Annotated in this window: 23 protein-coding genes; 12 read left to right on the forward strand and 11 right to left on the reverse strand. The window is 40.2% G+C overall.

Going from position 1 to position 24,861, the window contains the following annotated elements; all coding sequences use genetic code 11:
- The first annotated feature begins 19 nt into the window (after nt 1-19).
- From C7B62_RS04705 to C7B62_RS04715, 3 genes are read left to right on the forward strand one after another with little or no spacing between them, the layout of a single operon-like run.
- On the forward strand, nt 20-1,144 hold the full coding sequence (locus C7B62_RS04705; protein WP_106233461.1) for a type IV pilus twitching motility protein PilT: 1,125 nt from the start codon (nt 20-22) through the stop codon (nt 1,142-1,144).
- A gap of 55 nt (nt 1,145-1,199) precedes the next feature.
- Nucleotides 1,200-2,414 carry a type II secretion system F family protein gene (locus tag C7B62_RS04710; RefSeq protein WP_106233462.1) on the forward strand — a complete coding sequence of 405 codons (1,215 nt, stop codon included), beginning with the start codon at nt 1,200-1,202 and terminating at the stop codon, nt 2,412-2,414.
- Nucleotides 2,415-2,460: 46 nt separating this feature from the next.
- Nucleotides 2,461-3,042 (forward strand): hypothetical protein, encoded by a 582-nt coding sequence (locus C7B62_RS04715; RefSeq protein ID WP_106233486.1) that lies wholly within the window; start codon nt 2,461-2,463, stop codon nt 3,040-3,042.
- A gap of 62 nt (nt 3,043-3,104) precedes the next feature.
- Here the strand turns inward: C7B62_RS04715 and hpf are convergent, their stop codons facing one another.
- Nucleotides 3,105-3,716 carry a ribosome hibernation-promoting factor, HPF/YfiA family gene (gene hpf / locus C7B62_RS04720; protein ID WP_106233463.1) on the reverse strand — a complete coding sequence of 204 codons (612 nt, stop codon included), beginning with the start codon at nt 3,714-3,716 and terminating at the stop codon, nt 3,105-3,107.
- A gap of 514 nt (nt 3,717-4,230) precedes the next feature.
- Here hpf and lipB point away from each other — a divergent pair.
- Nucleotides 4,231-4,905 carry a lipoyl(octanoyl) transferase LipB gene (gene lipB / locus C7B62_RS04725; RefSeq protein WP_106233464.1) on the forward strand — a complete coding sequence of 225 codons (675 nt, stop codon included), beginning with the start codon at nt 4,231-4,233 and terminating at the stop codon, nt 4,903-4,905.
- Between the two features lie 55 nt (nt 4,906-4,960).
- Here lipB and C7B62_RS04730 read toward each other — a convergent pair whose 3' ends face one another.
- The gene (locus C7B62_RS04730) at nt 4,961-5,848 is read right to left on the reverse strand and encodes a DMT family transporter (RefSeq protein ID WP_106233465.1); all 888 of its coding nucleotides are present in this window, start codon (nt 5,846-5,848) and stop codon (nt 4,961-4,963) included.
- A gap of 244 nt (nt 5,849-6,092) precedes the next feature.
- Between C7B62_RS04730 and C7B62_RS04735 the strand changes: the two genes are divergently transcribed.
- Together C7B62_RS04735 and C7B62_RS04740 are read left to right on the forward strand one after the other, a co-directional pair.
- Nucleotides 6,093-6,875, forward strand: coding sequence for a carbohydrate ABC transporter permease (locus C7B62_RS04735; protein WP_370303777.1), 783 nt, complete (start codon nt 6,093-6,095; stop codon nt 6,873-6,875).
- 63 nt (nt 6,876-6,938) lie between these two features.
- Nucleotides 6,939-7,298 carry a DUF4864 domain-containing protein gene (locus tag C7B62_RS04740; protein WP_106233467.1) on the forward strand — a complete coding sequence of 120 codons (360 nt, stop codon included), beginning with the start codon at nt 6,939-6,941 and terminating at the stop codon, nt 7,296-7,298.
- Between the two features lie 32 nt (nt 7,299-7,330).
- On the opposite strand, the gene C7B62_RS04745 is transcribed toward C7B62_RS04740, so the two are convergent.
- The 3 genes from C7B62_RS04745 to C7B62_RS04755 all read right to left on the reverse strand — a co-directional run bounded on the left by C7B62_RS04745 (nt 7,331) and on the right by C7B62_RS04755 (nt 9,763).
- Nucleotides 7,331-7,597 carry a MoaD/ThiS family protein gene (locus tag C7B62_RS04745; protein ID WP_106233487.1) on the reverse strand — a complete coding sequence of 89 codons (267 nt, stop codon included), beginning with the start codon at nt 7,595-7,597 and terminating at the stop codon, nt 7,331-7,333.
- Between the two features lie 68 nt (nt 7,598-7,665).
- Nucleotides 7,666-8,622: a GTPase Era gene (gene era, locus C7B62_RS04750; RefSeq protein ID WP_106233468.1), complete on the reverse strand. Its 957-nt coding sequence runs from the start codon at nt 8,620-8,622 to the stop codon at nt 7,666-7,668.
- Between the two features lie 25 nt (nt 8,623-8,647).
- Nucleotides 8,648-9,763 (reverse strand): succinylglutamate desuccinylase/aspartoacylase family protein, encoded by a 1,116-nt coding sequence (locus C7B62_RS04755; RefSeq protein ID WP_106233469.1) that lies wholly within the window; start codon nt 9,761-9,763, stop codon nt 8,648-8,650.
- A 220-nt stretch (nt 9,764-9,983) separates the two neighbouring features.
- Between C7B62_RS04755 and C7B62_RS04760 the strand changes: the two genes are divergently transcribed.
- The 4 genes from C7B62_RS04760 (at nt 9,984) to C7B62_RS04775 (ending at nt 15,386) form a co-directional block, all read left to right on the forward strand.
- Nucleotides 9,984-10,772, forward strand: a complete 789-nt coding sequence (locus tag C7B62_RS04760) for a glutathione S-transferase family protein (protein WP_106233470.1) — start codon at nt 9,984-9,986, stop codon at nt 10,770-10,772.
- A gap of 249 nt (nt 10,773-11,021) precedes the next feature.
- Nucleotides 11,022-12,263, forward strand: coding sequence for a VWA domain-containing protein (locus C7B62_RS04765; protein ID WP_106233471.1), 1,242 nt, complete (start codon nt 11,022-11,024; stop codon nt 12,261-12,263).
- 459 nt (nt 12,264-12,722) lie between these two features.
- A complete protein-coding gene (locus C7B62_RS04770; RefSeq protein ID WP_233219817.1) occupies nt 12,723-14,111 on the forward strand; it encodes a DUF1800 domain-containing protein in 1,389 nt (462 codons plus the stop codon).
- Between the two features lie 51 nt (nt 14,112-14,162).
- Complete coding sequence (locus tag C7B62_RS04775) at nt 14,163-15,386, forward strand: DUF1501 domain-containing protein (protein ID WP_106233473.1); 1,224 nt, start codon at nt 14,163-14,165, stop codon at nt 15,384-15,386.
- A gap of 107 nt (nt 15,387-15,493) precedes the next feature.
- On the opposite strand, the gene C7B62_RS04780 is transcribed toward C7B62_RS04775, so the two are convergent.
- From C7B62_RS04780 to C7B62_RS04795, 4 genes are all read right to left on the reverse strand, one after another.
- Entirely contained in the window at nt 15,494-16,123 is a 630-nt protein-coding gene (locus C7B62_RS04780; RefSeq protein WP_106233474.1) for a DEP domain-containing protein, read from the reverse strand.
- 101 nt (nt 16,124-16,224) lie between these two features.
- Nucleotides 16,225-18,297 (reverse strand): AAA family ATPase, encoded by a 2,073-nt coding sequence (locus C7B62_RS04785; protein WP_106233475.1) that lies wholly within the window; start codon nt 18,295-18,297, stop codon nt 16,225-16,227.
- Nucleotides 18,294-18,491 carry a hypothetical protein gene (locus C7B62_RS04790; RefSeq protein WP_106233476.1) on the reverse strand — a complete coding sequence of 66 codons (198 nt, stop codon included), beginning with the start codon at nt 18,489-18,491 and terminating at the stop codon, nt 18,294-18,296. Before C7B62_RS04790 ends, C7B62_RS04785 begins: the two co-directional genes overlap by 4 nt.
- A gap of 42 nt (nt 18,492-18,533) precedes the next feature.
- Nucleotides 18,534-19,967 (reverse strand): glycosyltransferase family 2 protein, encoded by a 1,434-nt coding sequence (locus C7B62_RS04795; RefSeq protein WP_106233477.1) that lies wholly within the window; start codon nt 19,965-19,967, stop codon nt 18,534-18,536.
- Between the two features lie 275 nt (nt 19,968-20,242).
- On the opposite strand from C7B62_RS04795, the gene C7B62_RS04800 reads away from it, so the two are divergent.
- Nucleotides 20,243-21,490 (forward strand): bifunctional sterol desaturase/short chain dehydrogenase, encoded by a 1,248-nt coding sequence (locus C7B62_RS04800; RefSeq protein ID WP_106233488.1) that lies wholly within the window; start codon nt 20,243-20,245, stop codon nt 21,488-21,490.
- Here C7B62_RS04800 and C7B62_RS26795 read toward each other — a convergent pair.
- Complete coding sequence (locus C7B62_RS26795) at nt 21,485-22,825, reverse strand: energy transducer TonB (RefSeq protein WP_106233478.1); 1,341 nt, start codon at nt 22,823-22,825, stop codon at nt 21,485-21,487. The genes C7B62_RS04800 and C7B62_RS26795 overlap by 6 nt on opposite strands.
- A gap of 291 nt (nt 22,826-23,116) precedes the next feature.
- Between C7B62_RS26795 and C7B62_RS04810 the strand changes: the two genes are divergently transcribed.
- The gene (locus tag C7B62_RS04810) at nt 23,117-23,746 is read left to right on the forward strand and encodes a HEAT repeat domain-containing protein (protein WP_106233479.1); all 630 of its coding nucleotides are present in this window, start codon (nt 23,117-23,119) and stop codon (nt 23,744-23,746) included.
- Between the two features lie 530 nt (nt 23,747-24,276).
- Here the strand turns inward: C7B62_RS04810 and C7B62_RS04815 are convergent.
- The gene (locus tag C7B62_RS04815) at nt 24,277-24,684 is read right to left on the reverse strand and encodes a helix-turn-helix domain-containing protein (protein ID WP_106233480.1); all 408 of its coding nucleotides are present in this window, start codon (nt 24,682-24,684) and stop codon (nt 24,277-24,279) included.
- Nucleotides 24,685-24,861 lie beyond the last annotated feature (177 nt).

The following is a 24,861-nucleotide window of genomic DNA, read 5'->3' on the forward strand; positions in this document are numbered from 1 at the left end:
AAAATTTCAGGAACAGATTATGGATTTAATGATCGAAGATATGATGGAGCGCCTAGTAGAAATGGGTGGCTCTGATATGCACATCCAAGCTGGCGCACCAGTTTACTTTCGGATTAGCGGTAAATTAACACCCATTGGGGATGAGCTAAGTCCCCAAGAGTGTCAACGCTTAATCTTTAGTATGCTTAACAATACTCAAAGAAAAGAGCTGGAACAGCACTGGGAACTAGATTGCTCTTATGGGGTAAAAGGATTAGCTCGGTTTCGGGTCAATGTTTATAAAGAGCGTGGCTGTTTTGCTGCTTGTTTACGAGCATTATCTTCCAAGATTCCTAATTTCGATCAGCTAGGTTTACCTGATGTCATCAGAAGAACCACTGAAAGACCAAGGGGACTAGTTTTGGTCACAGGCCCAACAGGTTCGGGTAAGACTACAACTTTAGCAGCGATGTTGGACTTAATTAACCGCAGTCGGGGGGAACACATTTTAACGGTAGAAGACCCGATTGAATACGTCTTTGAAAACGAGAAAAGTTTGTTTCACCAGCGCCAAAAAGGAGAAGATACTAAAAGCTTTGCTAATGCCCTCAAAGCTGCACTGCGAGAAGATCCAGATATTATTCTGGTGGGAGAAATGCGAGATTTGGAAACAATTTCCTTGGCAATTTCCGCTGCTGAAACAGGTCACTTAGTATTTGGAACTCTCCACACCAATTCGGCATCGGGAACGGTGGATCGAATAATTGACGTTTTTCCCGCTGGTCAACAGGCACAAATTAGAGCCATGCTGTCCAATTCGTTGATTGCTGTTTTTAGTCAAACTTTGGTTAAAAAGAAAAGTCCCAAACCAGGCGAATTTGGTCGAGTAATGGCGCAGGAAATCATGATTGTCACTCCAGCAATTTCTAATTTGATTCGCGAAGGTAAGGCTGCCATGGTCTATTCAGCGATTCAAACGGGAGCCAAGATGGAGATGCAAACTATGGAACAGGCTTTGGCTGATTTGATTAAAAAAGGCATTGTCAGCATGGAAGAAGGGTTAGCTAAAAGTTCTCGACCAGATGAACTACAGCGTCTTGTAGGTAGTGCTGCGGGAGATGTGGGGATGATGGCTAATGCTAAAGCAGGCGCTAAACGCAGTTAATTACTATTTAAACTAATTATTTTGCAATCACTAATTTCAACTATTTAATTTACTTATGTCTACCTATATAGCAAAAGTCAAAGACCATTCAGGAAAAGTCTTTAATCAAAAAATTGATGCTGCTTCGGTTGAACAAGCTCGTTTAGTACTCAAAAACAGATATGTGGCAGTCGGCAAAATCAATAAAGCTGGTTTTGAAATTAATTTAGAACCATTACAGTTAGCCTTAGCTAAAGTAACGGTCAAAGATAAGGCAGTATTTTCGCGCCAGTTTTCCGTAATGGTCAATGCCGGGGTGGCAATCATTCGGGCGTTGGGTATTCTAGCGGATCAAGCACCTAATCCTAAACTCAAAAGAGCATTATTAGGCATTAGTGCAGAAGTACAGCAGGGTACTAGTTTGTCGGAATCAATGAAAGACTACCCTGAATGTTTCAATAACCTCTATGTTTCGATGGTTGAAGCTGGGGAAGCGGGGGGAGTTCTAGATGAAGTACTGATGCGACTTTCTAAACTATTGGAAGACATGGCCAAGTTACAGAACCAAATCAAATCGGCGATGGCTTATCCAGTAACAGTAGGAATTTTTGCTGTAATTGCCTTTTTAGGGATGACAATCTTTCTAATTCCTGTATTTGGTGGAATTTTTGAACAATTGGGAGCTGAATTACCTTTGTTAACTCGCATCATGCTGAATATCAGTGGTATTCTTCGTAGCTGGAAAGTTTTAATTCCGATTGTTGCATTTACTGGACTAAGTTTCTTAATTCGTACCTACTATAAAACTCCTCCTGGTCGTCTCCAAATTGATGGCTTTATGCTGAAGATGCCACTGTTTGGAGACTTGAACGAAAAAATTGCCGTAGCTCGCTTTTGTCGTATTTTTGGTACTTTAACTCGTTCTGGTGTTCCCGTATTGCAATGTTTTGATATCGTTTGTGACACGATTGGTAACCAAGTATTAGTGAACGCTGTGCAGGCGGCAAAACGCGATATTCAACAGGGTGGGATGATTTCCTTGGCAATTCAAAAAGAAAATGTCTTCCCTGCCTTGGCAATTCAAATGATTAGTATCGGGGAAGAAACTGGAGAACTAGACGGCATGATGGAAAAAGTGGCTGATTTCTATGAAGATGAAGTGGAACAGTCAGTTAAAGCTCTTACTAGTATGATTGAACCAATTATGATGGTGGGTATTGCTTTGATGGTAGGTACGATTTTGATGTCGATGTATTTACCAATGTTCTCGATCTTCGATCAGTTGGCTTAATGGTTGATTTTATAACTAGCGTTTTGCCTACATTAAGAATTTTATGATATCCGTCAAAAAAACTGACTATGAGACATTGTTGGCAGAGTATAGCACTCGTAGCGGGGCGATCGCTTTACTCAAGCAATATCGCCCTTACCTTGAGGCATTACCCAGCATTCGTCGTCCTGAACAAAGTTTGATTACGATTCCTCTGCCTGTAGTTCGCATCCGCCGACCAGAACTATATTCTCATGACCCTTTAACCACTAAAACTCCTCGGGTGGCCACTTCTCTTCCCTGTGATTTAGGTATTTTGATGTGTGACCCAGAATGGAAGATTAAGATGGGTGCCGAAATTATTGTTTTTATTCATCGTCCTGAAGAAGATTTCTCCGATCTGATCAATCGCTGGCGTAAAACTCAGGTTTATCTCGATCAAGACTATGAATGGTTAATGCCGCCGACTGAACAGCACATGATTAGTGAAGCAGCAGAGGCAATTAATCCTCTATTTGTAGTTTTTGACGGAACAAGCGATCGCATTAAGCAAGGTTTGGCTGGTGCTGGCTTTCCTTATATTGTTCAGGATCTTGATTTTTTAATCGAGCCAGAGATCGAGCCAGAGACAGAAGCATTTTCGACTTGATCGTAGTAGGGGCGATTCGCGACGCGAAGCTAGTCCTTTAGGGCGAATCGCCTCTACGATTTTTAATGAGAATAATCACCTTGACGAGCGTTACTATCTGAACGAGGCTGAATTAAACCATAACCTCCATGATTACGACTATAAATTACGTTAATCTCATTTGATTCACTGTTGTGAAACATATAAAAGTCATGATCTATGAGCTGGAGTTGTGCTAATGCTTCTTCCGTTGTCATGGGCGGCATGGCAAAATATTTACTTCTGACTACTGTGGCAGGTAATTCAGGAAGGCGATCGCTATTTAATTCATCAACTTTAACTAGTTCTTCACCCTCAACTATTTCTTCTTGTCTTATATGAGCATGAGCATTTTTAGCTAAATGCTTTTCTTTATATCTGCGTAGCTGACGCGCAATTTTATCTGCCACCATGTCGATACTTGCATAAAGATTGTCGCTACCTTCTTGGGCGCGAATTACCGTCCCATTGGCAAATACCGTTACTTCCGCCTTATGTTTTCTTTCGATCCGAGAATTGCGAGCTACAGATAAGTGGACATCCACTTTGCTAGTTATATTCTGAAAATGTTTAACTGCCTTTTCTAACTTCTGTTCGACGTAATCATGAATTGATTCTGTGACTGCAATGTTATTTCCTTGGATCAAAAGTTTCATACTTGCTACTCCATAATCTACAGTTTTAAGGCCATATAGTTAAGATCTGATTTTGCTAGAAAATTGTCATTATATATACGAATCTTTTGAACTTAAAATTGGTTATTACTATGGTGTAGTAAATAAACAGAATTATGTTTTAGTTCAAAATAAATTATTTCACTATTATCATTACCCAAATATACAACACATAAATTACTATGCCTTGCTTTTTTTATTAGTAATGCATAAAAGTGCTAGCATGATACTCTTATTTAACATAGAGTGAGCTATCAATACTAATTTATCAATCGAGATTCGGTCTGTTCAAATCACAAAACTGCTACACTTTAATTTTTATCTTTGAGATAGCTTGCAGTTTTAATTTATTTTGGCAATTTCCTCAAGCAGTTGTATCTTTACTCTAGCTTTATAGCTACAAGACTAACACTTTAACTGCTAAAAAACAGCAAAACATTCAGTTTTTTTATGTTACGTTACATTGGTTGACATTTTTTTAAGTAGACTGTAGTTTATGTCACAAAATAGTCGAGTTAGTAGAGTTTGTGGGTTAAATAATCAAGGAATAGTCGATTATAGCCAAGCTTGGGACTATCAGCGATCGCTAGTAAAAGCAAGAGTTAATAATCCCAGTTTAAATGATGTTTTAATTTTAGTAGAACATCCCCCTGTTTATACTTTAGGCACAGGTTCAAGTCTAGATTTTCTTAATTTCGATCCCCAAGCAGGAGAATTTGAAGTTCATCGGATTGAGCGAGGGGGAGAAGTGACCTATCATTGTCCTGGCCAGTTGGTAGGCTATCCGATTCTTAATCTGCGCTACTATCAACAGGATTTGCATTGGTATCTGAGGCAATTAGAAACGGTGATTATTAATACTGTGGCTAACTATGGTTTGTCTGCCTATCGTGTTCCAAATTTGACGGGGGTTTGGGTAGAAGGAAAGAAAATTGCTGCGATCGGCATTAAAGTTAAACGTTGGATTACAATGCACGGTTTTGCCATTAATGTTTGTCCTGATCTGAGTGGGTTTAAACAGATAGTCCCCTGCGGAATTGCCGACAAGCCAGTCGGTAGTCTACAAGAATTTGTACTTGATCTTACAGTAGAGCGAGTTCGGGTCGATGTGGCGCAAGCTTTTGCCTCCGTATTTAAACTAAAATTAGTTGAAGAAAATATTTTAAACTAATACTAGTCAATCAACCACGTAGTCTATCTAATTAAAAAAGTACCGCAGTTTTTAATTAGATAAACATTAGAGCAATTCCAGCTAAAGAAACTATGACTCCTAGTATTGATCTAAAACTGATTTTTTCTCCCTGCAACGCCACTATCGGCAAGATAAATAAAGGACTAGTGGCCAAGAAGGTTTGAGCAATTCCCGTCGGCGCAAATTTAAGAGATATTTGCTGTAACCAAATACCAAGATAAGTACTGCCAAAAGCAGCGATCGCAATTATGCCTAAACTACGTCTAGATAGTTGCCATTGAAGATGAATTTGTTTGGCAACAGGTAAAAACATTAAGCCGATGACAATTATCGTACCGCCGATTAAGCGAATTAAAGTACTTTCAAGAGAACTAATAGCCGATTGTGTTAGAGCATATCTAGAAATGACTGCCCCTAATGCTTGAGCGATCGCCGCAAGAATCCCCCAAATAAGGCCTTTTCGCGAGATGCTGATATTATCTACAGGATTACGTTCACTAATGACCCAGGCTATCCCCAGAATAGTTAATATAATACCGTACCAAGAACTAGAGGCTAGCTGTTCGCCAATAAAAATTAATGCTAGTAATGCACCCATTGGGGGAGATAAAGTTTCTAACAAAAGAGTGCGTCTTGCACCCAAACTATTTAAAGCTAAAAAGTAGGCAGTGTCTCCTAAACCAATACCGATCGCACCGCTAATAGTTAGTAAAGCTACAGTTGAAGTAGATAAATTACTAAAAGCTGAACCCTGGATTAGTAGAGTAATAACAATCAAAGCGATCGCAATTATACCTTTATAGAGATTAAGTTGTAGCGGAGGAATCTTTAACCCCAGGCGACTATAAACCAAAGAAGATAAAGTCCAAAGCAGCGCAGCACTTAAAGCAGCTATCTCGCCGATATAATTAGTAAGAATCATAGAACCAGCCCTGTCAAGATGTCTGTTTTTAGGTCTTAATTTTTAGCTGCTCTAAATAAATACACTGTAAGATATATAAGTTTATGTCCTGTGTATTAAAAAATAATTTTGTACCCAAAAAATGTAACATAGTTTCAGTGGTAACCTTGATTCAGGCAGTTCTATGTCGATAGCCAAGCCTAAAGAACAGAAACCAAAAGTTTTATTTGCCAAATTCTGGTTGTGGTCAGCAGTCGTGACAATCATGATTTTTTTTCTGGCGCCGATTCTCTGGCAGATACTTACTGCGGTTAAGTTAAATGAAGACATTTCCGCCATTCCCAACGTCTATTTACCCAGTGAGTTTACTTTTGAACATTACACTCAGCTATTTAGCCGTCGTCCATTTTTAACCTATATCTTTAATAGTGCTTTAGTAGCCAGCATATCTACTATTTTGTGCTTAGTACTGGGTTCTCCTGCTGCCTATACCCTCACTAGGATGAATTTGCCAGGAGAAAAATTGATCCTGGCGGGAATTTTGATTATTACTCTATTTCCCTACGTGCTGTTGTTTCTAGGATTGCTAGAATTAGTTAAGGCGATGGGTTTAGGCAATAACTACTTGGCTTTAATTATTCCTTACACAGCAATTAACCTACCCTTGACCATTCTTGTCATGAGAAGCTTTTTTCAGCAACTTCCCCAGGATTTAGAAGATGCAGCGAAGATGGACGGCTATAAAACTTGGGGCATGCTGGTAAATATTTTACTGCCAATGACTTTACCTGCTTTGGCAACCACTGGGATTTTAACCTTCATTTTTGCCTGGAATGAATATATTTTTGCCCTAACCTTTATTACGGAAGAAGCAAAAAAAACGATTCCCGTAGCTACTGCTCAAATAGGAGGAGCAAGTCTTTTTGATATTCCCTATGGTCCTATTGCTGCTGCCACAGTTTTGGGTACTCTACCATTGGTGATTCTCGTTCTAGTTTTTCAACGTCAGATCGTTCAAGGGTTAACCGCAGGTGCGGTTAAAGGTTAAGCTCACAATCTTTACTAAAGTTACCGCCTTCAAAGTAGTTTTTAGTTTTTGCAGTAGTTTCCAATGTATATATCTGAACATGACAAGATGCTGATTCGTCAGCTAATCGAAAATCAACTACAGGCATTTCAAGCAAACGATTTAGCAACAGCTTTATCTTTGACTAGTCCTAAGATTCAACATGAATTTACCCCACCAGAGTTTAGCCAGATCATCAGCGATAAATATGGTGCGCTCCTCAAACCTCGCTCGGTTATGTTTCGTGGTTTTACCCTCGTCAATAATTTTCCTGCCTTAATTGCGATGATTATGGATCGAGAAGGTAATTTAGTTAAAGTTATATTTATCGTGCAGCATCAACAGGACTATAGCTGGCGCGTTCATGGTTACGAGCTGGCGGGTATTAATGAGAAGATCGTGTGAATAATAGACCCGTGTTTTTGCTCGTGTCATCACTAACCACCGCTCACAGGAGGAATTAAAACTACTTCATCTCCCTCATGCAGCACCGTAGTTGACTCGACAAACTGCAAATTTACCCCAAAGCGGGTGAGATCTCGCCACTTAGTTAATTTGGGTTGCTGTTCAATCAAAGATGTTAAAAGCTGGTCTACAGTGGTTTCTGGTAATAACACTAGATCTAATTCTGGTGTGCCAAACACCTCCTGATAGACCGCAAACAGCTTAACTTTAATTTGAATTTTTTGATTGTCCTCAATCATGATCATTACCCTCACAAGGGTGCTTCACGAAGTCGCTCCTAATTTTTACGGGCGAATGCCATTCGCCCCTACTCTTCAACTTGATAACCAAACTCTGCCAAGCGTAATCTTGACTGTCGCCATTTAGGTTCAACTTTAACAAACAATTCTAAATGAACCTTGCCCGCAATTAGCTTTTGAATCTGCTGACGAGCTTCTGTACCAATGGTTTTGAGCATAGTACCTTGCTTGCCAATTAAAATCCCTTTTTGAGAACTACGTTCAATATTAATTGCTGCATTTACTTTGGTGATTTTAGGCATCTCGACAATTTTTTCGATGGTAATGGCTACTGAATGGGGAATTTCTTGACGGGTGTGGAGCAAAATTTGTTCTCTGATTAATTCAGCAATGATAAAGCGTTCTGGTTGATCTGTGACTAAATCTGGAGGATAGTAATAAGGACCAGTTTCGAGCCGATTGATCAAAGCCTGCTGCAAGTCTTGAGTGCCGACTCCCGTAGTCGCAGAAAACTTAACCGTAGACCAATTAGTAGCGGCGATTAAATCGGCGTAGGTATCATCAATAAACTGATAATTGCTGGGCTGGAGATCGACCTTATTTAGACCTAGCACCACGGGAGTATCAATACGTTTAAGGATATCAAAAATAAAGCGATCGCCCGTTCCTGCCTCACTAGAACCATCTACGACAAACAAAACTAAATCTACCGACTTAATCGCTGTTTTAGCATTCTGTACGAGTACTTTACCTAATTCATGATGGGGTTTATGAATCCCTGGGGTATCCACAAAAATAATTTGCGCATCGGGGGTGGTTAAGATTCCCCGCAAACGATTGCGAGTAGTTTGCGCCACAGGAGAAGTGATGGCAATTTTTTGTCCAATCAAATGATTCATTAAAGTGGACTTGCCCACATTTGGTCTACCAACGATCGCAATAAAACCCGATTTAAAATCAGGTAGGGCGATGGGAATAGTTGTGAAAAGGTTTTCTATGTTTTCTGTGTTTTCTGGAGAATCCATGAAGAGGTAAAAGGTAAGAGGTGAGTTAGCAATCGAGAATGTCTATTACGTATTCTCCTTGGTTAACACATTGGTTAGTAGAGATATCAAAGACTATCCCCGATGTTTCGGCATGGACGTTAATAATTTCTGGAGTCGTTCCTTGTTTGTTAAAGCTGAGTAGCTGATAAATTTGTTCTCCAGACTTTACTCTAGTTGCTAAGGGTAATCTAGACTGTATCATTCCCCCTGTCGGGGCATAGTAACTATTTATGTTCTGTTTTGATACTAAGGTGGTTTTTGTCGTGTGGATTACCCCAGGCAACATTTGTTTATAGGCAAGGTAGTTTTTAATTCCTCTCAATCCCCTCGCGACGGAATCGGGATTGATGATCATTCCCCCACCCAGTTCTAGAGTCCAGGCTTCAAGATCGAACTGAACTTTTTGACCTAAGTTAGCCAACTCCTGTTCTAAGGCTAGCCAAGGCTTAAGAAATGCCTCATCAAAAGCATCACCATCATACTGATCCATTAACACGCCATAGTCTAACAAGAGATATTTGATGCTCTCAATTCTTTCTCGAAAACCAAAAGTATAATCGATCGCCTGATTACTAGAACTATGAATATCAATCACATAATTAGCATCCAAACATAAAGACTGTAGCTGGTAGCGATATTGTCGACTCAGGGGAACGCTGCGAGGTGAGTTAATGCACTCTAATTCTGCTGTCCAAGCTTGCTTGATGGTTTCTAGATAATTACGGCGAATCTCTGCTACAGGTTTATTAAGCTGAGATTGAGCAAACTCAGTTAAACCTACTGCCTCTTTTTCATAGTCCCAAAAAATCCGATTCCAGTTTTTACCATCGTAGCTATTAAACCGACCTGTAGAAAAAAAATGCGATCGCTGGTTAACTCCCAACGGATTACAGACAGGTACTAACCAAATTTCTCCCTCTAGCTGGTCAGCATCTAAAGCTGTTAAATATTCAATTAGCTGCTGAATTACCGCATTACCAACAATTTCCGCCCCATGAAGGTTTGCCTGAATATAGGCTTTTTTGCCAGGGAAATTGCCTTGAAATTTGTAGATTTGTAGGGATAATACATCACCAGAAGCTAACTTTAGTAAATCAATGGTAGAAATCTGCGGAATCATCTGTCTCCTTTGATTGAGCATCCTTGGAGTGCCTAGTTTATCTTGATTAACCCTAACTATGCTACTCAAACTGAGGAAGCTAAGATCCCCGATTATCTAAAGACAATTAGGAGATTTTACGCTGATTTAAGTCAAAATGCCTAGACTTGAGAATGATGTCATCAATTGTAAGAACAAGGTAAATTAAGGATCAAAATTGATCTGATTATAAGGAGTTTTAATGCTAGAGCTATATCAATTTGAGCTATCTCACTATTGCGAAAAAGTTCGTCTAATTTTAGATTACAAACAGTTAGAGTATCGTAAAATTGAAGTTACTCCTGGTGTGGGTCAGATTGAGCTGATGCAAAAGTCAGGCAGTCGTCAAGTACCAGTCCTCAAAGACGGTAGTACTTATGTTTCTGACTCTACAGAAATTGCTTTATATTTGGAACGCAAGTACCCTGAACGCCCAATTTTACCCACAGATTCTTTGGCAAAGGGACAGTGTTTGTTGATGGAAGAATGGGCAGATGTTTCAATTGGTTCAAAGGCACGCAAGGCTTTTATCGGTGCTTTAAATCAAAATCAAAATTTCCGCACTTCTTTGTTACCAGCTAACACTCCTGATTTGGTCAAAACTGCCGTGGGAGCTATTCCTGGAGAAGTATTAGAGGTATTAGGAACTGGAGTGGGTTTTGGTGGAGGTGCTGTTAAGGAAGCAAAAAAAAGCTTGACTCAAGATTTAGAAGCTTTATGTCTAATTTTGCAGAACCAACCTTATCTGACAGGAGACAGTCCAACTTTAGCCGATTTCGCTGTGGCGGGATTAAGTATTTATCTGAAGTTTCCCGCAGGCTCTTATCTGGATATTCCCGATCCTCTTAAAGGAAAAGGTATTCCTGGATTAGCTGATAATATTACTTTTGAGCCTTTCTTTGCCTGGCGCGATCGCCTTTATGCAGATTTTCGCCGAGGTTCTAGTATTCCTCCTAGTAGTTCTGCACCTACTTCCATCAGCATTGATTAAATTTGGACTATTTATTAGTTATTAATAATTAGGGGTATTGATGCCCCTACTTTTTTCTGTAACAATATTTAATTCAGCTTAACTAGCTTAACTAAGTTAATTAATTCAATCAAAACCTCTGTATTTTCGAGTTGATAGCTGAAATTTCAGACCCTATAGCTAATTCTCAACCTGCAACTATTACCTAAAACAAACATAATCAATATTATAGAGTCATAATTTTTATAAGTTTTATATTTCCTTACAGCTATGAGAGTCGGTCTACAGTCTTACCTTAGCGATCATCATCTTGATGCTCGGATAAACAATAGCCAGCGTCAACTTTCTCTGGCAATCTCCGCTATTGCTGACGATCAGACAACAGATCTACCCCTCAATCTCTGCTTAGTTTTAGATCGCAGCGGTTCGATGTCTGGAAAACCTCTGGAAATGGTGAAAGAAGCTGCGATTAATCTGATCGAAAAACTCAAGCCAAAAGATCGCCTAAGCGTAATCGCCTTCGATCATCGGGCAAAAGTAATTGTGCCGAACCAAGCAGTAACTGATATTGAGTCTATTAAACAGAAAATTCAGCTGATGGTTGCTGATGGGGGGACTGCTATTGATGAAGGACTACGCTTGGGATTGAAAGAAATAGCGTCCCAAAATCTGCACTGTGTATCCCGCATTTTTTTATTAACCGATGGAGAAAATGAACACGGCGACAATAATCGTTGTCTGAAATTGGCAGAACTAGCGTCAGAATATAACGTAACCATCGATACGTTAGGTTTTGGCGAGCATTGGAATCAGGATATTCTGGAACAAATTGCCGATTTAGCCCAAGGAACTATAGCCTATATTGAACAGCCAAATCAGGCAGTGACTGAGTTTGAGCTTCTGTTTACCCGCGCCCAGTCTGTAGGTTTAACCAATAGCTCTTTAACGATGGAGTTAATGCCTAAAGTTCGTCTAGCTGAATTAAAACCAGTGGCACAAGTAGCCCCTGAAACAATTGAACTACCAATTCATTTAGAAGGTAATTACTTTACGGTTCGTTTGGGAGATCTGATGATGGATCGACCACGGGTAATTTTAATCAATTTTTATATCAACCAGTTGTCCCCAGGTACTCATAAAATTGCAGCAGTGCAGCTAAAGTACGACGATCCTAGTACTAATCAAGAAAATCTCCATTCCGATGTTTTGGCGATTGAATTAGAATCTCAAGATTCATATCAGGCTAATCCCAGCGACGAAGTCCAAAATCATATTTTGACTTTAGCTAAATATCGTCAAACCCAAATTGCTGAAACTAAATTAAAAGATGGCGATCGCGCTGGAGCAGCTACGATGTTACAAACTGCTGCTAAAACTGCTCTACAATTAGGAGATCGCTCAGGGGCAACGATCCTGCAAACCAACGCAACTCGACTACAGATCGGCAAAGATTTATCTGAGGGCGATCGCAAAAAGACGCGACTGGTATCTAAAACAATTTTAAAAAATTAAAACACTGCGAAATGATTTAATCACAGTGTTTTAAGCAAATATTTTATCTGGATATATCTGGATACATTCTAAAAATCGTTAGTTCTAACCGCCAACCAGCGACATTAGTAAAATTACAGCTACGCTGCTAAAAGCAAGAAGTAAAGCGAATATAATTGATTGACTTAAATCTGAAGAAACTTTCATGAGCTTAATTTTCCTAAATTTTTCCTAAATATTGTTGTTAGATTACGCAATACAGCTATTGATTAGAAACTACAGAATTTAGCGATGGTAATTAGGGATCAAGCACAACTTATAAAAAATAGCTTCTAATTGATTTTGTATCTATCTGAATAGTATCTAATAATTAGTTTGATTTATCAAAAAAACTCATAATTGCAACTTTTGTTCATAGAACTTCGTCTAACTCAATGATTTTGCGATCCGCTTTTTATCAATAATGTCGGAGTTAGTGAATTGCTAAACCAAAAACATATTTTGTCCAAATTGAGCTTTGGCACAACTTCAACAGAGCTAAAACAGGTTGCCCAAATTGGAATTGAAGCTTATATACAGTCTCAGCTTGAGCCTCAATCTATTAATGAATCTTCCCAACTAGAAAATTATTTATACCAGCTTGATTTAATTAACCGAAACCCAATCGAACTAAATCAAGAGGCTACTGCTTTGCGCAAAAAGCTGCAAAATTCACAACTATCGAGTGAACAGCAGCAAGAAATTCAGCAAGACAGCAGAAAATTAGCTATTGCAATGGTAAATCAAGCTGAGGATGCTCATCTGCTCAGAGCAATTTACTCTAATCGTCAGCTACAGGAAGTGATGGTCGATTTTTGGTTTAATCATTTTAATGTTTACGCTCAAAAAGACGCAGTCAAGTTCTGGTTATACGAATACGAAAATCAAATTCGGACTCATGCTTTAGGCAGCTTCTATGATTTGTTGTTAGCAACCGCAAAACATCCAGCGATGCTCATGTATTTAGATAATCAAATGAATACTGCGCCAGATAGCCCTGCGGGCAAAAAGCACAACAGGGGTCTAAATGAAAACTATGCTCGCGAATTAATGGAGTTACATACTTTAGGAGTAGACGGAGGCTATAGTCAGGACGATGTCATCGTTCTGGCTCGAATATTTACAGGTTGGAGTATGGATCGTTCGGGGAAAAAAGGAGAACAAAAAGGTTTTTACTTTTTTGCTAGTCGTCACGATCGCCAAAATAAACTATTTTTAGGACACCAAATTTCTGCTAGTGGTATTGAAGAAGGCGAAAAGGCTCTAAAAATCCTGGCAAATCATCCTGCAACTGCCCATCACATTAGTTATCAGCTAGCGCAATATTTTGTTGCCGATCGCCCCCCCGAATCTTTGGTTAATCATCTAGCTAAGATTTTTCTTGATAGTAGGGGTAACATCCAGCTAGTTATGGATGCTTTGATTCACAGCCAAGAATTTAACAATCCCCAATATTTTGGACAAAAGTTTAAAACCCCTTACCAATATTTAATCTCCTTGGTGCGATGGGGAGAGATTCAACAGCCTAACCTCAAGAGATTACGCGGAATGCTATTTCAGCTATCAATGCCCACCTATGGATGTATAGCCCCTAACGGGTATAGCAATGCTCAATCAGTTTGGTTAAATCCTCAAGCAATGCTACAACGGACAGGTTTAGCTACGGCGATCGCCAACGGAGTTTTGAATAAAAACAGTCGAGTTGAGATGCAACAACTAGAACAAAATTTGGGCGTAGTTTCTTCGCGGACAAAACAGGTGATTGAACAAACGCCAGTCAAGCTACGTACTGCCTTAATGATGGGCAGTCCAGAAGCAATGTATCGCTAAACTAGGTCAGTAGGAAATAAAAAATATATATAAAATAATATATGAAAATATATGAAAAGAAGAAGTTTTTTAACGGCGGCAAGTTTAGCAACGGGAGGAATGTTATTGCCAATCGGGTGTAATAGCTGGGTGGCGCAACCAACTACTAATAAACCTAATAACCGCAAGCGTTTGGTGGTGGTGTTTCTTAGAGGTGCAGTTGATGGCTTGAATATTGTCATTCCCCATCAAGCAGCAGAATACTATGAAGCCAGACCAACGATCGCCGTACCCTATCCACAGCAGCCCAATGGGACAATCGATCTCGATGGCTTTTTTGGTTTACATCCCCAACTCAAAGAACTGATACCTTTCTGGCAGAATAAGCAATTGGCGTTTGTACATGCTAGCGGTTCTCCTGTACTGGAGCGTTCTCATTTTCAGGCTCAAGATTATCTAGAAAATGGGACTCCAGGAGTCAAGAATACCCCTGATGGCTGGCTGAATCGACTGTTAGCCCAATTACCTCAAGATACACCCACTCAGGCTATTAATGTTGGGGTAACTACCCCTTATATTCTTAAGGGTAAAATGGCGATCGCTAGTCTCAAACCAGGTAAAAATTCCGCAGCACCAATTGCCACAGATCGTCCTCTGATTCGAGCAGCTTTTAGTAAGTTGTATAGTGGCAGCGATCCTTTGAGTAAGGCATATCAAACTGGCAGTAAAGCTAGAGATATAATAACAGCGGAGTTGGGGCAAGAAATGAGCGAGGCTTCACGGGGAGCAAAAAGCGTTAACGCCTTTGTTGATGATGCTGCTGAGGTGGCAAAATTGATGGTAGGCAACGCTAAGACGCAATTAGCCTTTATGGAAATTGGCGGTTGGGATACCCATGTGAATCAAAATCCTCTGTTAGACCGTTTATTACCTTCTTTAGGTGAAGGTCTAGCCACTTTAGCTCATGGGCTCAAACCAATTTTTGCCGATACTGTCATTGTGGTGATGTCTGAGTTTGGCAGAACAGTACGAGAAAACGGCAATAAAGGAACAGATCACGGTTACGGCAACGTCATGTGGCTTCTAGGAGGCCCAGTACGTGGAGGCAATGTCTACGGTAAGTGGTTGGGATTAGATCACTCGGCACTATATCAAAACCGAGATTTACCTATTACCACCGATTTTAGAGAAGTATTCTCCTCAATCCTACAGCAGCACCTATCTGTTCCTGGCGATCGCCTAAATCAAGTTTTTCCCAATTTTCAATTAACTAACAAAATCGATTTTTTGGTTTAGGATTCTTGACTAGAAATATTTATTTAGTTTCTAGTTTCTAGTTTCTAGTTTTTAGTTTCTACCTACTACTTTTTTTTACTATCCAATTAATTTTGCACGACTACTTATTAAACTGAACTATTCCAAATGCTTTTGCCCTGATCCTCATTAAAACGATAGAACACAGGCTCATCTTTAAATTGATGCTCATTAGTGACATGTTGAAAAATGCCTTTATCCAGCATTTTTTGACCTAAAACGATCGCATCTTCTCGGGATATTTTTACCTGATTGACAAGCCAATCGACGGCTTCATTACCCAAAAAACAGCGTTGAAACAGCATTAATTTATGTCGTCGAGTTTTAATTTCTACCCCTCGTTCTGAATGCATTTCAATCGCTAACTGCCTGAGACTAATTCTTTGAGCATTACCTTTGGGTTGAGAACTATCAGCAGAGGGTTGAGATTTAGCTGTTGTTTGCTCACTAGAGCCTGGAATGATATTAGATTTATGCTTGTTATTTTGCATCCAGATCCCTACACTGTTCCTACCTTTGACTAGTAAGGTGGCAATCTGCGATCGCTCTTCATGGTCTAGATATTCTTCACGACATTCTTTGATTGCAGCCTCTATTTCTTCCTTGGGGAAGGATTTTTCTCTAATAAACAGATTTTTGTTATAGATTAAGCCTGATAATGTTTGATCTCCGCTTTGTATTTTACAATACTGTACCTGTGTATGATCTAAGAAAAGCATTTTTTTCTCACTCCTATATCTGCCCCTATAGCTAAGCAAAATAACAATCTGTTTACACACAGTTATAACTTAAGTTTTGCAGTCATCACAGTGAAAAACAGTTATTGATCTATGCTTTTGACGGGAACGATTTTTGTATATTCAAAATTATTCAAGCTGGGTTTAACCAAGAGATAATCTTGTTGATTTAATTCGAGATGATCTTGCTTACAGTTCTGTTTTGGGGAGTAATAGGTTAGCACATATTCTTGCCCAATTAAAGATTTTGTTGCTTGTTCTACCTCTCCCTGCCATTGAGTTTTAGTAACTAAAATAATTAGTTGATTGGCTAGTTGAGGAATTGCTGTAGCTACCTGTCGGCGATAGATTTGGTCTAGGCTGCCAAAAGGAGAATCCATCACAATGGGAAAAGTGCTGCTGTCATAACCCACTAAACTATTGCCCTCACTCCATTGTCTAACGCGATCAATGATGCCACCAATAAACGACAGGCTTAAAATCTGGTTTTCTCCCGTCGATGCAGCCACAGGTGCAGCAATCCCCGAAGTATTCTCGATTAAGGTTAATTTATAATCGCTACTCAGTTTGGGAAGATAAGGGGTAAAGGAAATAAAGCTAAAAATTTCCTGCACTTTCTGTTCCAAAGCAAGACGAAACTGCTGTTCAAGACGACTCCTAACTTCATGCAGCCTAACGATCGCTTCCTCTGTAACAGCAATTCTAGTTTGAGCTAGCTTTTGTTTAGTTTCGGTTAGCTGATGTCGAGCGATCTTTTGACTTAATTGCTCCAATTGTTGCGTGCGATCGCTTTGCTGTTGTTGGTTTTCACCCTGTTCTAAAATTAGACCTTTGATTTTCTCTTCAATTGTCTCAATGTTTTGCTGTAGCTGTTGGGCATCTCGATTTGGATAGCTATTTAATTGTTTATTTGCTTGCTCTGTCTCCGTTTCTAAGCGATTCAGTTCGAGATACTGCTGCTTAATTTCTGCCTGTTGTCGATCTAGCTGCTGCCAAAAATCAGCCGCTTGAGACTTGATTGTGTTTACCTGCGTCTCTAAACGAATTGCCGATTCTTCAATGTTTTGTAATTCTGCTTTTTCCAGCCATGACTTAACGTTGTTGTATGTATCGGTGTTGGGAGTAAGAATCCCGCCACAAAGACAGCGCTGTTGCTCTAGTAGTTGCTGAATAAATTCTTGTTTGAGTCCACTCGAAAGCTGTCCGCGATCGCGCAATGTTTGCAGCAAGCTAATAAAGCGATCGCTGATAGACGGGAGAAAAACTACATAGCTATCCTGTGACAATAACTTTTTTAATTCTTTTTTACTTTGGAGCAAATTTTGCTTAATTATTTTCTGCTGTTTAACTAACTTCAGCTTAAGTTTTTGGATCTCATCAACCCCACTAATTTCTAATAGCTGTCGCGATAAAGTTGCTTTACGCTGTTCCAACTCAGCTACTTCTTTAGTAATTTTGGTAATTAGTTGTTTAATCGCTTCAAGATCTTGCTCTAAATTAATTTGCTCTTTTAATAGCTGCTTAGTTTGAGCATCGCCTAATTCTGCCAACTCCTCTTGCAGACTTCTTTTAGCTTTTTTTAAATGTTCAATTCCCCGATCTAAAACCTTAACTCCTAGCAACTCCTTTGTATCTTCGGCAATATTGGAGTTATGATTCTGACGAAAAAAACCATCGATTCTTTCCCCGTCAAAGAAAAAATACTGATGTAAACTAGCGGGTAAAATGCGATTAATTATATCTTCTGGCGACTCTAGAGGCGGATACCAACGTCCATCATCTCCTGCCACCAGCATAAATAAATTAGCCTGAGTGTAGTTGATCTGATGTTGAACATTCTTGCTGGCGTAACACTTGCGCTTTAATTGATAGATCTTGCGATCGCGTTCAAACTGTAGCTCAACCCAACATTCTACTGCTTGCTCTGGCGCTGCTTCGGCAAGAGATTTTTGATTAACTAATAATTCTGGTGAAGCAAAAGCTGCCGTAAACTTTTCATAGAGTACCCAAGTAAAAGCATTGAGAATAGAAGTCTTACCTGCACCATTATTGCCATAGATGACAGTGGTGTTTCTTTCCCCGCTGGCAAACTTAATCTGTGGGGTTTTGCCATAAAATTGGCGAAAGTTACACAGTTGCAGGTAATTTAACTTCATTGCACAGTATGTTTAATAATATTCAGAATATCATCATTAATATTACGGGGAGTTTTTAAATAAAGCTTGTCTTTCTCTAACTTTAAAACCTGTTCAATTACCTGCTTTACTTTTTTTGGTGCATTGACGATCGGCTCTTGAATTGAAGTTAAATCTGAATTTATTTGCTGGTTATGGTTAAATAAATCGCTCATAAATAATTACTTATCTTGATGATTTTAACCATTTTAACCATTTTAACCATTATTTAAGCTAGCAGAACCTTCATGCGCGGTTTTGACCCATTTTAAGCGTTTGGGACGGATGGACATTCTCGCCGTGACGCTACACATAACTATTTGCCAATGGAGCATATAAACTAAACCCCGTAAAGATTGACCCATAATCTTCAATAGATCGGCTAGATTGATTGCCTTGCCAGATGCATTTTGGATGCGAACTAATCCCCGAAACATTCCCGCAAAACCCCAGGCAAACAGCAAAGCGGTCACAGGACTGAGGATGGGCAAACGGTGACGAGCGATCGCCATAATCCCATCAGGTACGTTAGCTGCGGGAACAAGGTATTGCAGCAGCATCCAGCAGAGTAGATCGATTCTTTTGCCAAATCCCATCGGCGTGCGGAAAATATAGCGCCAGTAGTCGAGATAGCGCTGATAGCCTCCTTCTGCCCAACGATTGCGCTGATGCCATAAGGAAGAGGCTTTAGTTACTCCTTCTTCTAAGACGGGAGGAGTCAGCAGAAAACCAATTTTCCAATTATCCAAATGAAGACGAATGGTTAGGTCTAAATCATCGGTAATGGTTTCCTCATTCCAACCACCACAGCTATCAAGAGCCTTGCGGCTCACAAACTGACCATTACCTCTTAATTCGCCAATACCACCCACGGCAATACGCTGTTGCTGGAAATAGCTATCTAGAGCCATTTCGGCTGCTTGTCCCTTCGTCCACAAGTTTTCCTCAGAGTTGGCGATCGCTTTTCTGACCTGGACTGCTCCCATTTGAGTATCATCAAACAATGGTACAACTCTTTTTAACAGATCGGGTGACACCTTGGCATCGGCATCAAATACGCCAATAATATCGCCAAAAGTTTGAGGAATTACCTGATTTAATGCTCCTGACTTGCCACCCCCCGCATTAACTGCTCGATGGACTACTTTTAGTTGAGGATATTCTGTAGCTAGTCGATCTAAAATTGCTGGAGTATTATCAGTACTGCGATCGTCAATTGCCCAAACTTCATATTTATCGGCTGGATAATCTAGGTTACAGAGCATTGCGACCAGATTACCGATGACAATTTCCTCATTCTTGGCTGCTACCAACAGAGAGACTTGGGGCGCATCGGTCAAAAGCTCATCGGGCAAGGGGTTAGGTACATCATCTGATTTAGCAAATAGATAGCGTAATATTTGCATCCCCACCAAAGACGTAAAGCCCCAAACCAACCAGATTCCCCAGCTAACTAGATGCAGCATGATTACAGTGAGCCAAACTGTCGTCAGTAAAAAAGCGGCTTTCTGTCTACGTCCCGCTAAACCCTGAAAAAAATCTTCCCGAAACTCTTCTTCGGCAATTTCTGGGTCAGATAATTCAGCTAAGAGAGAATTAATGGGGTCTAAATCTGGATCGGATTTTTCTTTTGGCCAGTAATTCTCTGTCATAATTATGTTTTCAAATCTGCGCTAGGCTACAAAATTTAGGCGATTCCAAGGCTACGGGTTACTTAATTGTGTCCTTGATATTTCCAATCAGCAATCAATTCATTGTCAATCTTCCTGGCTCAATTGTAGCGAAAATTGTAAACTTTCTTGACAAAAATTAAATTTGCCCAGGGACTAATATCTTAACTTTATTGGTTCTCGGGGTGGTTTTTGGTTAAAGTAAGTAGCAGCAATAGTTTAATTTTTCTAAATTTAATTTAAGTTATTACAACATGATGATCGGCAGTTGGCTTGGGGGGTTGGCGATCGCTTTAGCCTCAGTATTATGGGTGGAATTAGTCAGGGATTTGTATCATACTCTGTCTCATCTCTGGCAACCCTTATATCGGCTTCATGTCTGGCATCACAAAGTTTTTCGCCCCGATCTATCAGTAGTCAGCGATACGATTTATCGTCAAGCGCATTGGTATAATGATGTCCCCGAAGCTTTGGTTATGTTGGCATTAAGTATCTTACCTGGGACGCTGATCAATCATGGGAATATTACGCCTCAGTGGGCAGCATGGACAGGCTCTGTTTATACTCTTAGCTTTTTGTTAGGAGCGATCGCTCGTGGATTGGGTATTCCCTGGGTAGATGAATTAACAGACGTGACTCATCGACCAGGAGAATTTACTACCCTACCCTCGCGCTGGTTGGTTAATCGTCCTTATCACTGGCGACATCATTTTGATAATCAAGATGCTTATTTTTCTGGAACTTTGACGGTGGTAGATAAACTTTTGGGGACAGCGCTATCGCTCAAGCATAAACGCATTGCCGTTACAGGCGCATCAGGAACTCTGGGTAGAGCTTTATTAACCCAACTGCACTTGGCTGGGGCAAAAGTAATCGCTTTAACTTCATCTGAGACAGAGATCGAGCTAGAAATTGGTTCAGCAAAGCTCCCTATCAAAACTTTATCCTGGCAGGCTGGACAAGAACAAGAATTACTTTCTCAGTTAGAAAAAGTGGATATTTTGATTCTCAATCATGGAGTTAATGTTCATGGTCAACGAGATCACAGTGCGATCGCTCAATCCTATGAAATTAACACTTTTTCTACTCTACGTTTGATGGAGTTGTTTTTCCAAACCGTAAAAAGCGATCGCGACATGATTCGCAAAGAAGTCTGGGTCAATACTTCAGAAGCAGAGGTCAATCCTGCCTTTAGTCCTCTCTATGAACTGAGTAAAAGAGCGATCGGTGAACTGGTCACCCTGCGTCGTTTAGATGCTCCCTGCATGGTGCGGAAGTTGATTTTAGGACCCTTTAAAAGTCAGCTTAATCCTGTTGGGGTGATGTCGCCTGAATGGGTAGCAAAACAAATTGTTAACTTAGCCCGTCGAGACATACGCAACATTATTGTGACGATTAATCCTTTAACTTTTATCTTTTTTCCCTTTAAAGAATTTTTTACCTCTGCTTATTTTCGCTTGTTTAGTTCGTCTGAACGACCACAGCAAAAAAAATCTAGTTTATAGATCTGGCTTTGCTGGTAGAGGAACGTTTTTGAGTTGATCGGGATTTAAATCTGGCAGAGGTATATTTCGCAAGCGATCGCCTAATGATGGTGATGAGTTATCTGGTGCAGGCACAGGTTCGGGTTTTGGTTTGGGTTGCGTTGCTGGTTTAGGTGCAGGCGCAGGTTCGGGTTTTGGTTTAGATTGCGTTGCTGGTTTAGGTGCAGGCGCAGGCTGGGGCTTTGGTTGGGATTGCGTTGCTGGTTTGGGTGCAGGCGCAGGCTGGGGAGACTGTTTTTGTTCAGATTGGCGAATAGAAGGTAGTGTCAAAGCAGGACAGATTTGGGGATCGTATTCGTAATTGATCTCTACTTGATAAGGCTTGGGCTTATTTGTGTCGTTCTTAAATAGGCGCGATCGCAGATCTTGATTGGCTTGTTGATTAAAAATGGGATATTTTGAGCCTTTTAGTAAATCAAGGGTAACAACTTCGCCTGTGGTATTAACCATTACACCAAAAACGCTACTTCCTTGGAGTCTTACAATACAGGCATCGCGGGGATAAGTACCTTTAATGGCGATATTGTCTGGCTTGGCATCTTTAATTTTAGCTACCCAGAGAAGATAGTTTTTTCTGGCTTCCTCATTACTAGTCCCCTCCTTGGTAGGAGTTATACTTTGACGCAAGCTAGCAATCCGCTGTTGCGATGCAGCTACTTTTTGGGCAGCAATAACTTCTGGGGTATCCTGTGGCTTAGTTGTGGGTTCAGTTTCAGGCTTCGTTTCGGGTTGCTTTTGAGGTGGTTGAGGCTTGGCCGTATTAGTTGGATTTGAGGGAGTTTTAACTATTGGGGTTTTTGTGGATGACTGGGGAACTTTACCCAGATTAGGGGGTAGCTTGATTGGTTCAACTTGGAAATCTGAAGGATCTAGATCTGTTTGCGTTTGTGGAGGCAGGGGTAAATTAGACCAATTACCTACTGGAGGCAGGGTAATATCGGTTATGGGCGGTAAAGGAGGAAAATTAGACTGTGGTGGTGGCGGAATAATTAGGGGTGGTAAATTAGCAGGATCTGCATTTCCAGGCAGCAAATTGGGTGGTAAATTAGCAGGATTGGTGAGGCTTGCAAGATCTGGAGTTTTTAATTGAGGCTCAAGATCTGGCAAACGAGCCTGTTGTTCTGAATTAAGTTCAATAATCGAAACTTCTCTTTTGCCATCATCATTGTTCAATTTCAACGTCGGCAAGCCAAACTTTAACACCAAGAGATGAACCACAACTGACAGCAATAAACATAGCTGTGTTGGGCTAACTAACTTACCAGATTCATGATCTAATTGTGACTCGTAGGACATAACCCGCAACTATCAAAATATAAAAACAATATCTAAAATTTAGTTGTCTAATTTACAGAATAACTTTAAAAATAAGATACGTCTGATTTAACCAAGAAATCGAAAAAATTACTACCCACACTAGGGTAAATGACGAATAGCTTGCTCTTTAAACTTGTACCAACTTAGCATCAACATCAAACATCTCTCTGGAACAAAGTAAACAAACTCTTTTGAGCAAGCACTCAGGAACATTGAGTTGAGACAAACCAGATAGTAAAATTATTTTCTAGCTATATTGCAGGCTTTAAAATGTCCAATATTCAACAATTAATTGAGGCAGTAAATCAAGCTGATTCTGCCGACTTGCTCTTGAAAACAGTCGAAGACTTAGCCAAAGTAGGCGATCGCGCTGCTATACCTACCTTAGTTGAGGTATTGGGCTTTAACAATCCTGGTGCTGCGGTTGCTGCGGTTGATGGTTTAATTAATATTGGTGAGCCTGTTGTTGACTATCTACTAAAAAATTTAGACGGTTATAATTACGGTGCCAGAGCCTGGGCAACTAGAGTATTTGCGGGGATTGGTGATCCTGCGGCCTTAGATTTATTATTAGAAGCTGCGGTTACAGATTTCTCTCAAAGCGTGCGTCGCGCAGCAGCAAAAGGGTTAGGGAGTATTATCTGGTCAAAGCTGCCTCCAGAGGAGGTGATCGGCGCACAACAAAAAGTATTAGATACTCTTTTATTAGCAACACAAGATGGAGAGTGGGTAGTCCGCTATGCTGCGGTTGTAGGATTAGAAGCATTAAGTAGAACTTTGACAGTGAATCAACCTGATTTACTACCGAAAATTATCAGGAAGTTTCAGGAACTAGTTAAGAGCGAGTCAGAACCAGCCGTTTACGCTCGAACTAAATATGCGCTCCGAGGGCTAAGTTGAGCCTACATCCGTACAAGATTAGGTGAGGACATATTAAAGTTATTTGCTCGTAAGTAATAAGTAATAAGTAGCTAGGTGGAATTAAATATAAAACGCTCCAAGCAGTAATTACCAAGTTCACTACGATGCTTCACTCCTTGTCTGATAGTCATCGCCAAATCATACTCATTATCAAAAATCTGTCTGGCGGTTGCGTGGACTTTCAGTTGATGCCACTGTGTTTCAATTGGATTGAGATCAAGACAATAAGCAGGTAAGAAAAACAGTCAGAGTCCTGGTTCTGACCAATGTTTCCAACAGGCACGAACCTTTTTGACTGTAGCTAGAACTAACTAGACTGCATCGACAAAATCCTGCTTCATCTAAATATATCAAGTCGATAGTTCCTTCCTCTGCTGCCATTTCCAACATAGCTAGGTCAGCTGTTTTAATCTCTTTTAGTTGTTAGTTGTTTATTTTGCTTGTTTCTATTGCTCTGTCTAGTTCTTTTCCAACGAGATCTTTTGTCTTGGTGCGCGTTCCCTTGCGTCCTACGCCGTCCTTAAGGATAAGCTTCGCAAATGGTACACCTTCGGATATGGTACCGCTCCGCATAAGGCGGGGTCGCACCGCTTTTTGAGTATTCGTCTCAAGCGATCGCTACTCAAATTTACCGCCCGTTCTTGTTGAAGTTTTCGCGCTAGTTGAACAATATTATATGTTCGCTCCTCTTCAATTAAACAAGCTTCTATGTCTTCTAGATCTTCGTTTTTCCACTTGGGTTTGGCGCCTCTTCCTCGATCTGACCAAAGCCCGACCAAACCTTTATTTGACCACCTTTGAATTGTCGCTCTTACTGTCTGTTCATGGCCATCAAATCTTCGCGCAATTTCTGCTACGTTTAGACCTTGAGCATTTAGCTTGAGCATCTGCGCTCGATTTCGAGTTCTATCAGGCACTGAGTTGGCTTTGTGTAATTCTCCTCAAGTTTCTTCTTCCATCCAACTCAGTTTTACTCGAAGTGGTGCGGGCATTTTTAACTCATTTCTCTGCTTTTCAACGTGAGTTCGACAAAGTTAGAAAGTAGCAGAAGGTAGTGCCAATAATTCTTTCGGCTCTAGATCGAGAGAAGGTTT

The sequence above is a fragment of the Pleurocapsa sp. CCALA 161 genome, from assembly GCF_003003995.1.
Classification (GTDB): Bacteria; Cyanobacteriota; Cyanobacteriia; order Cyanobacteriales; family Xenococcaceae; genus Waterburya.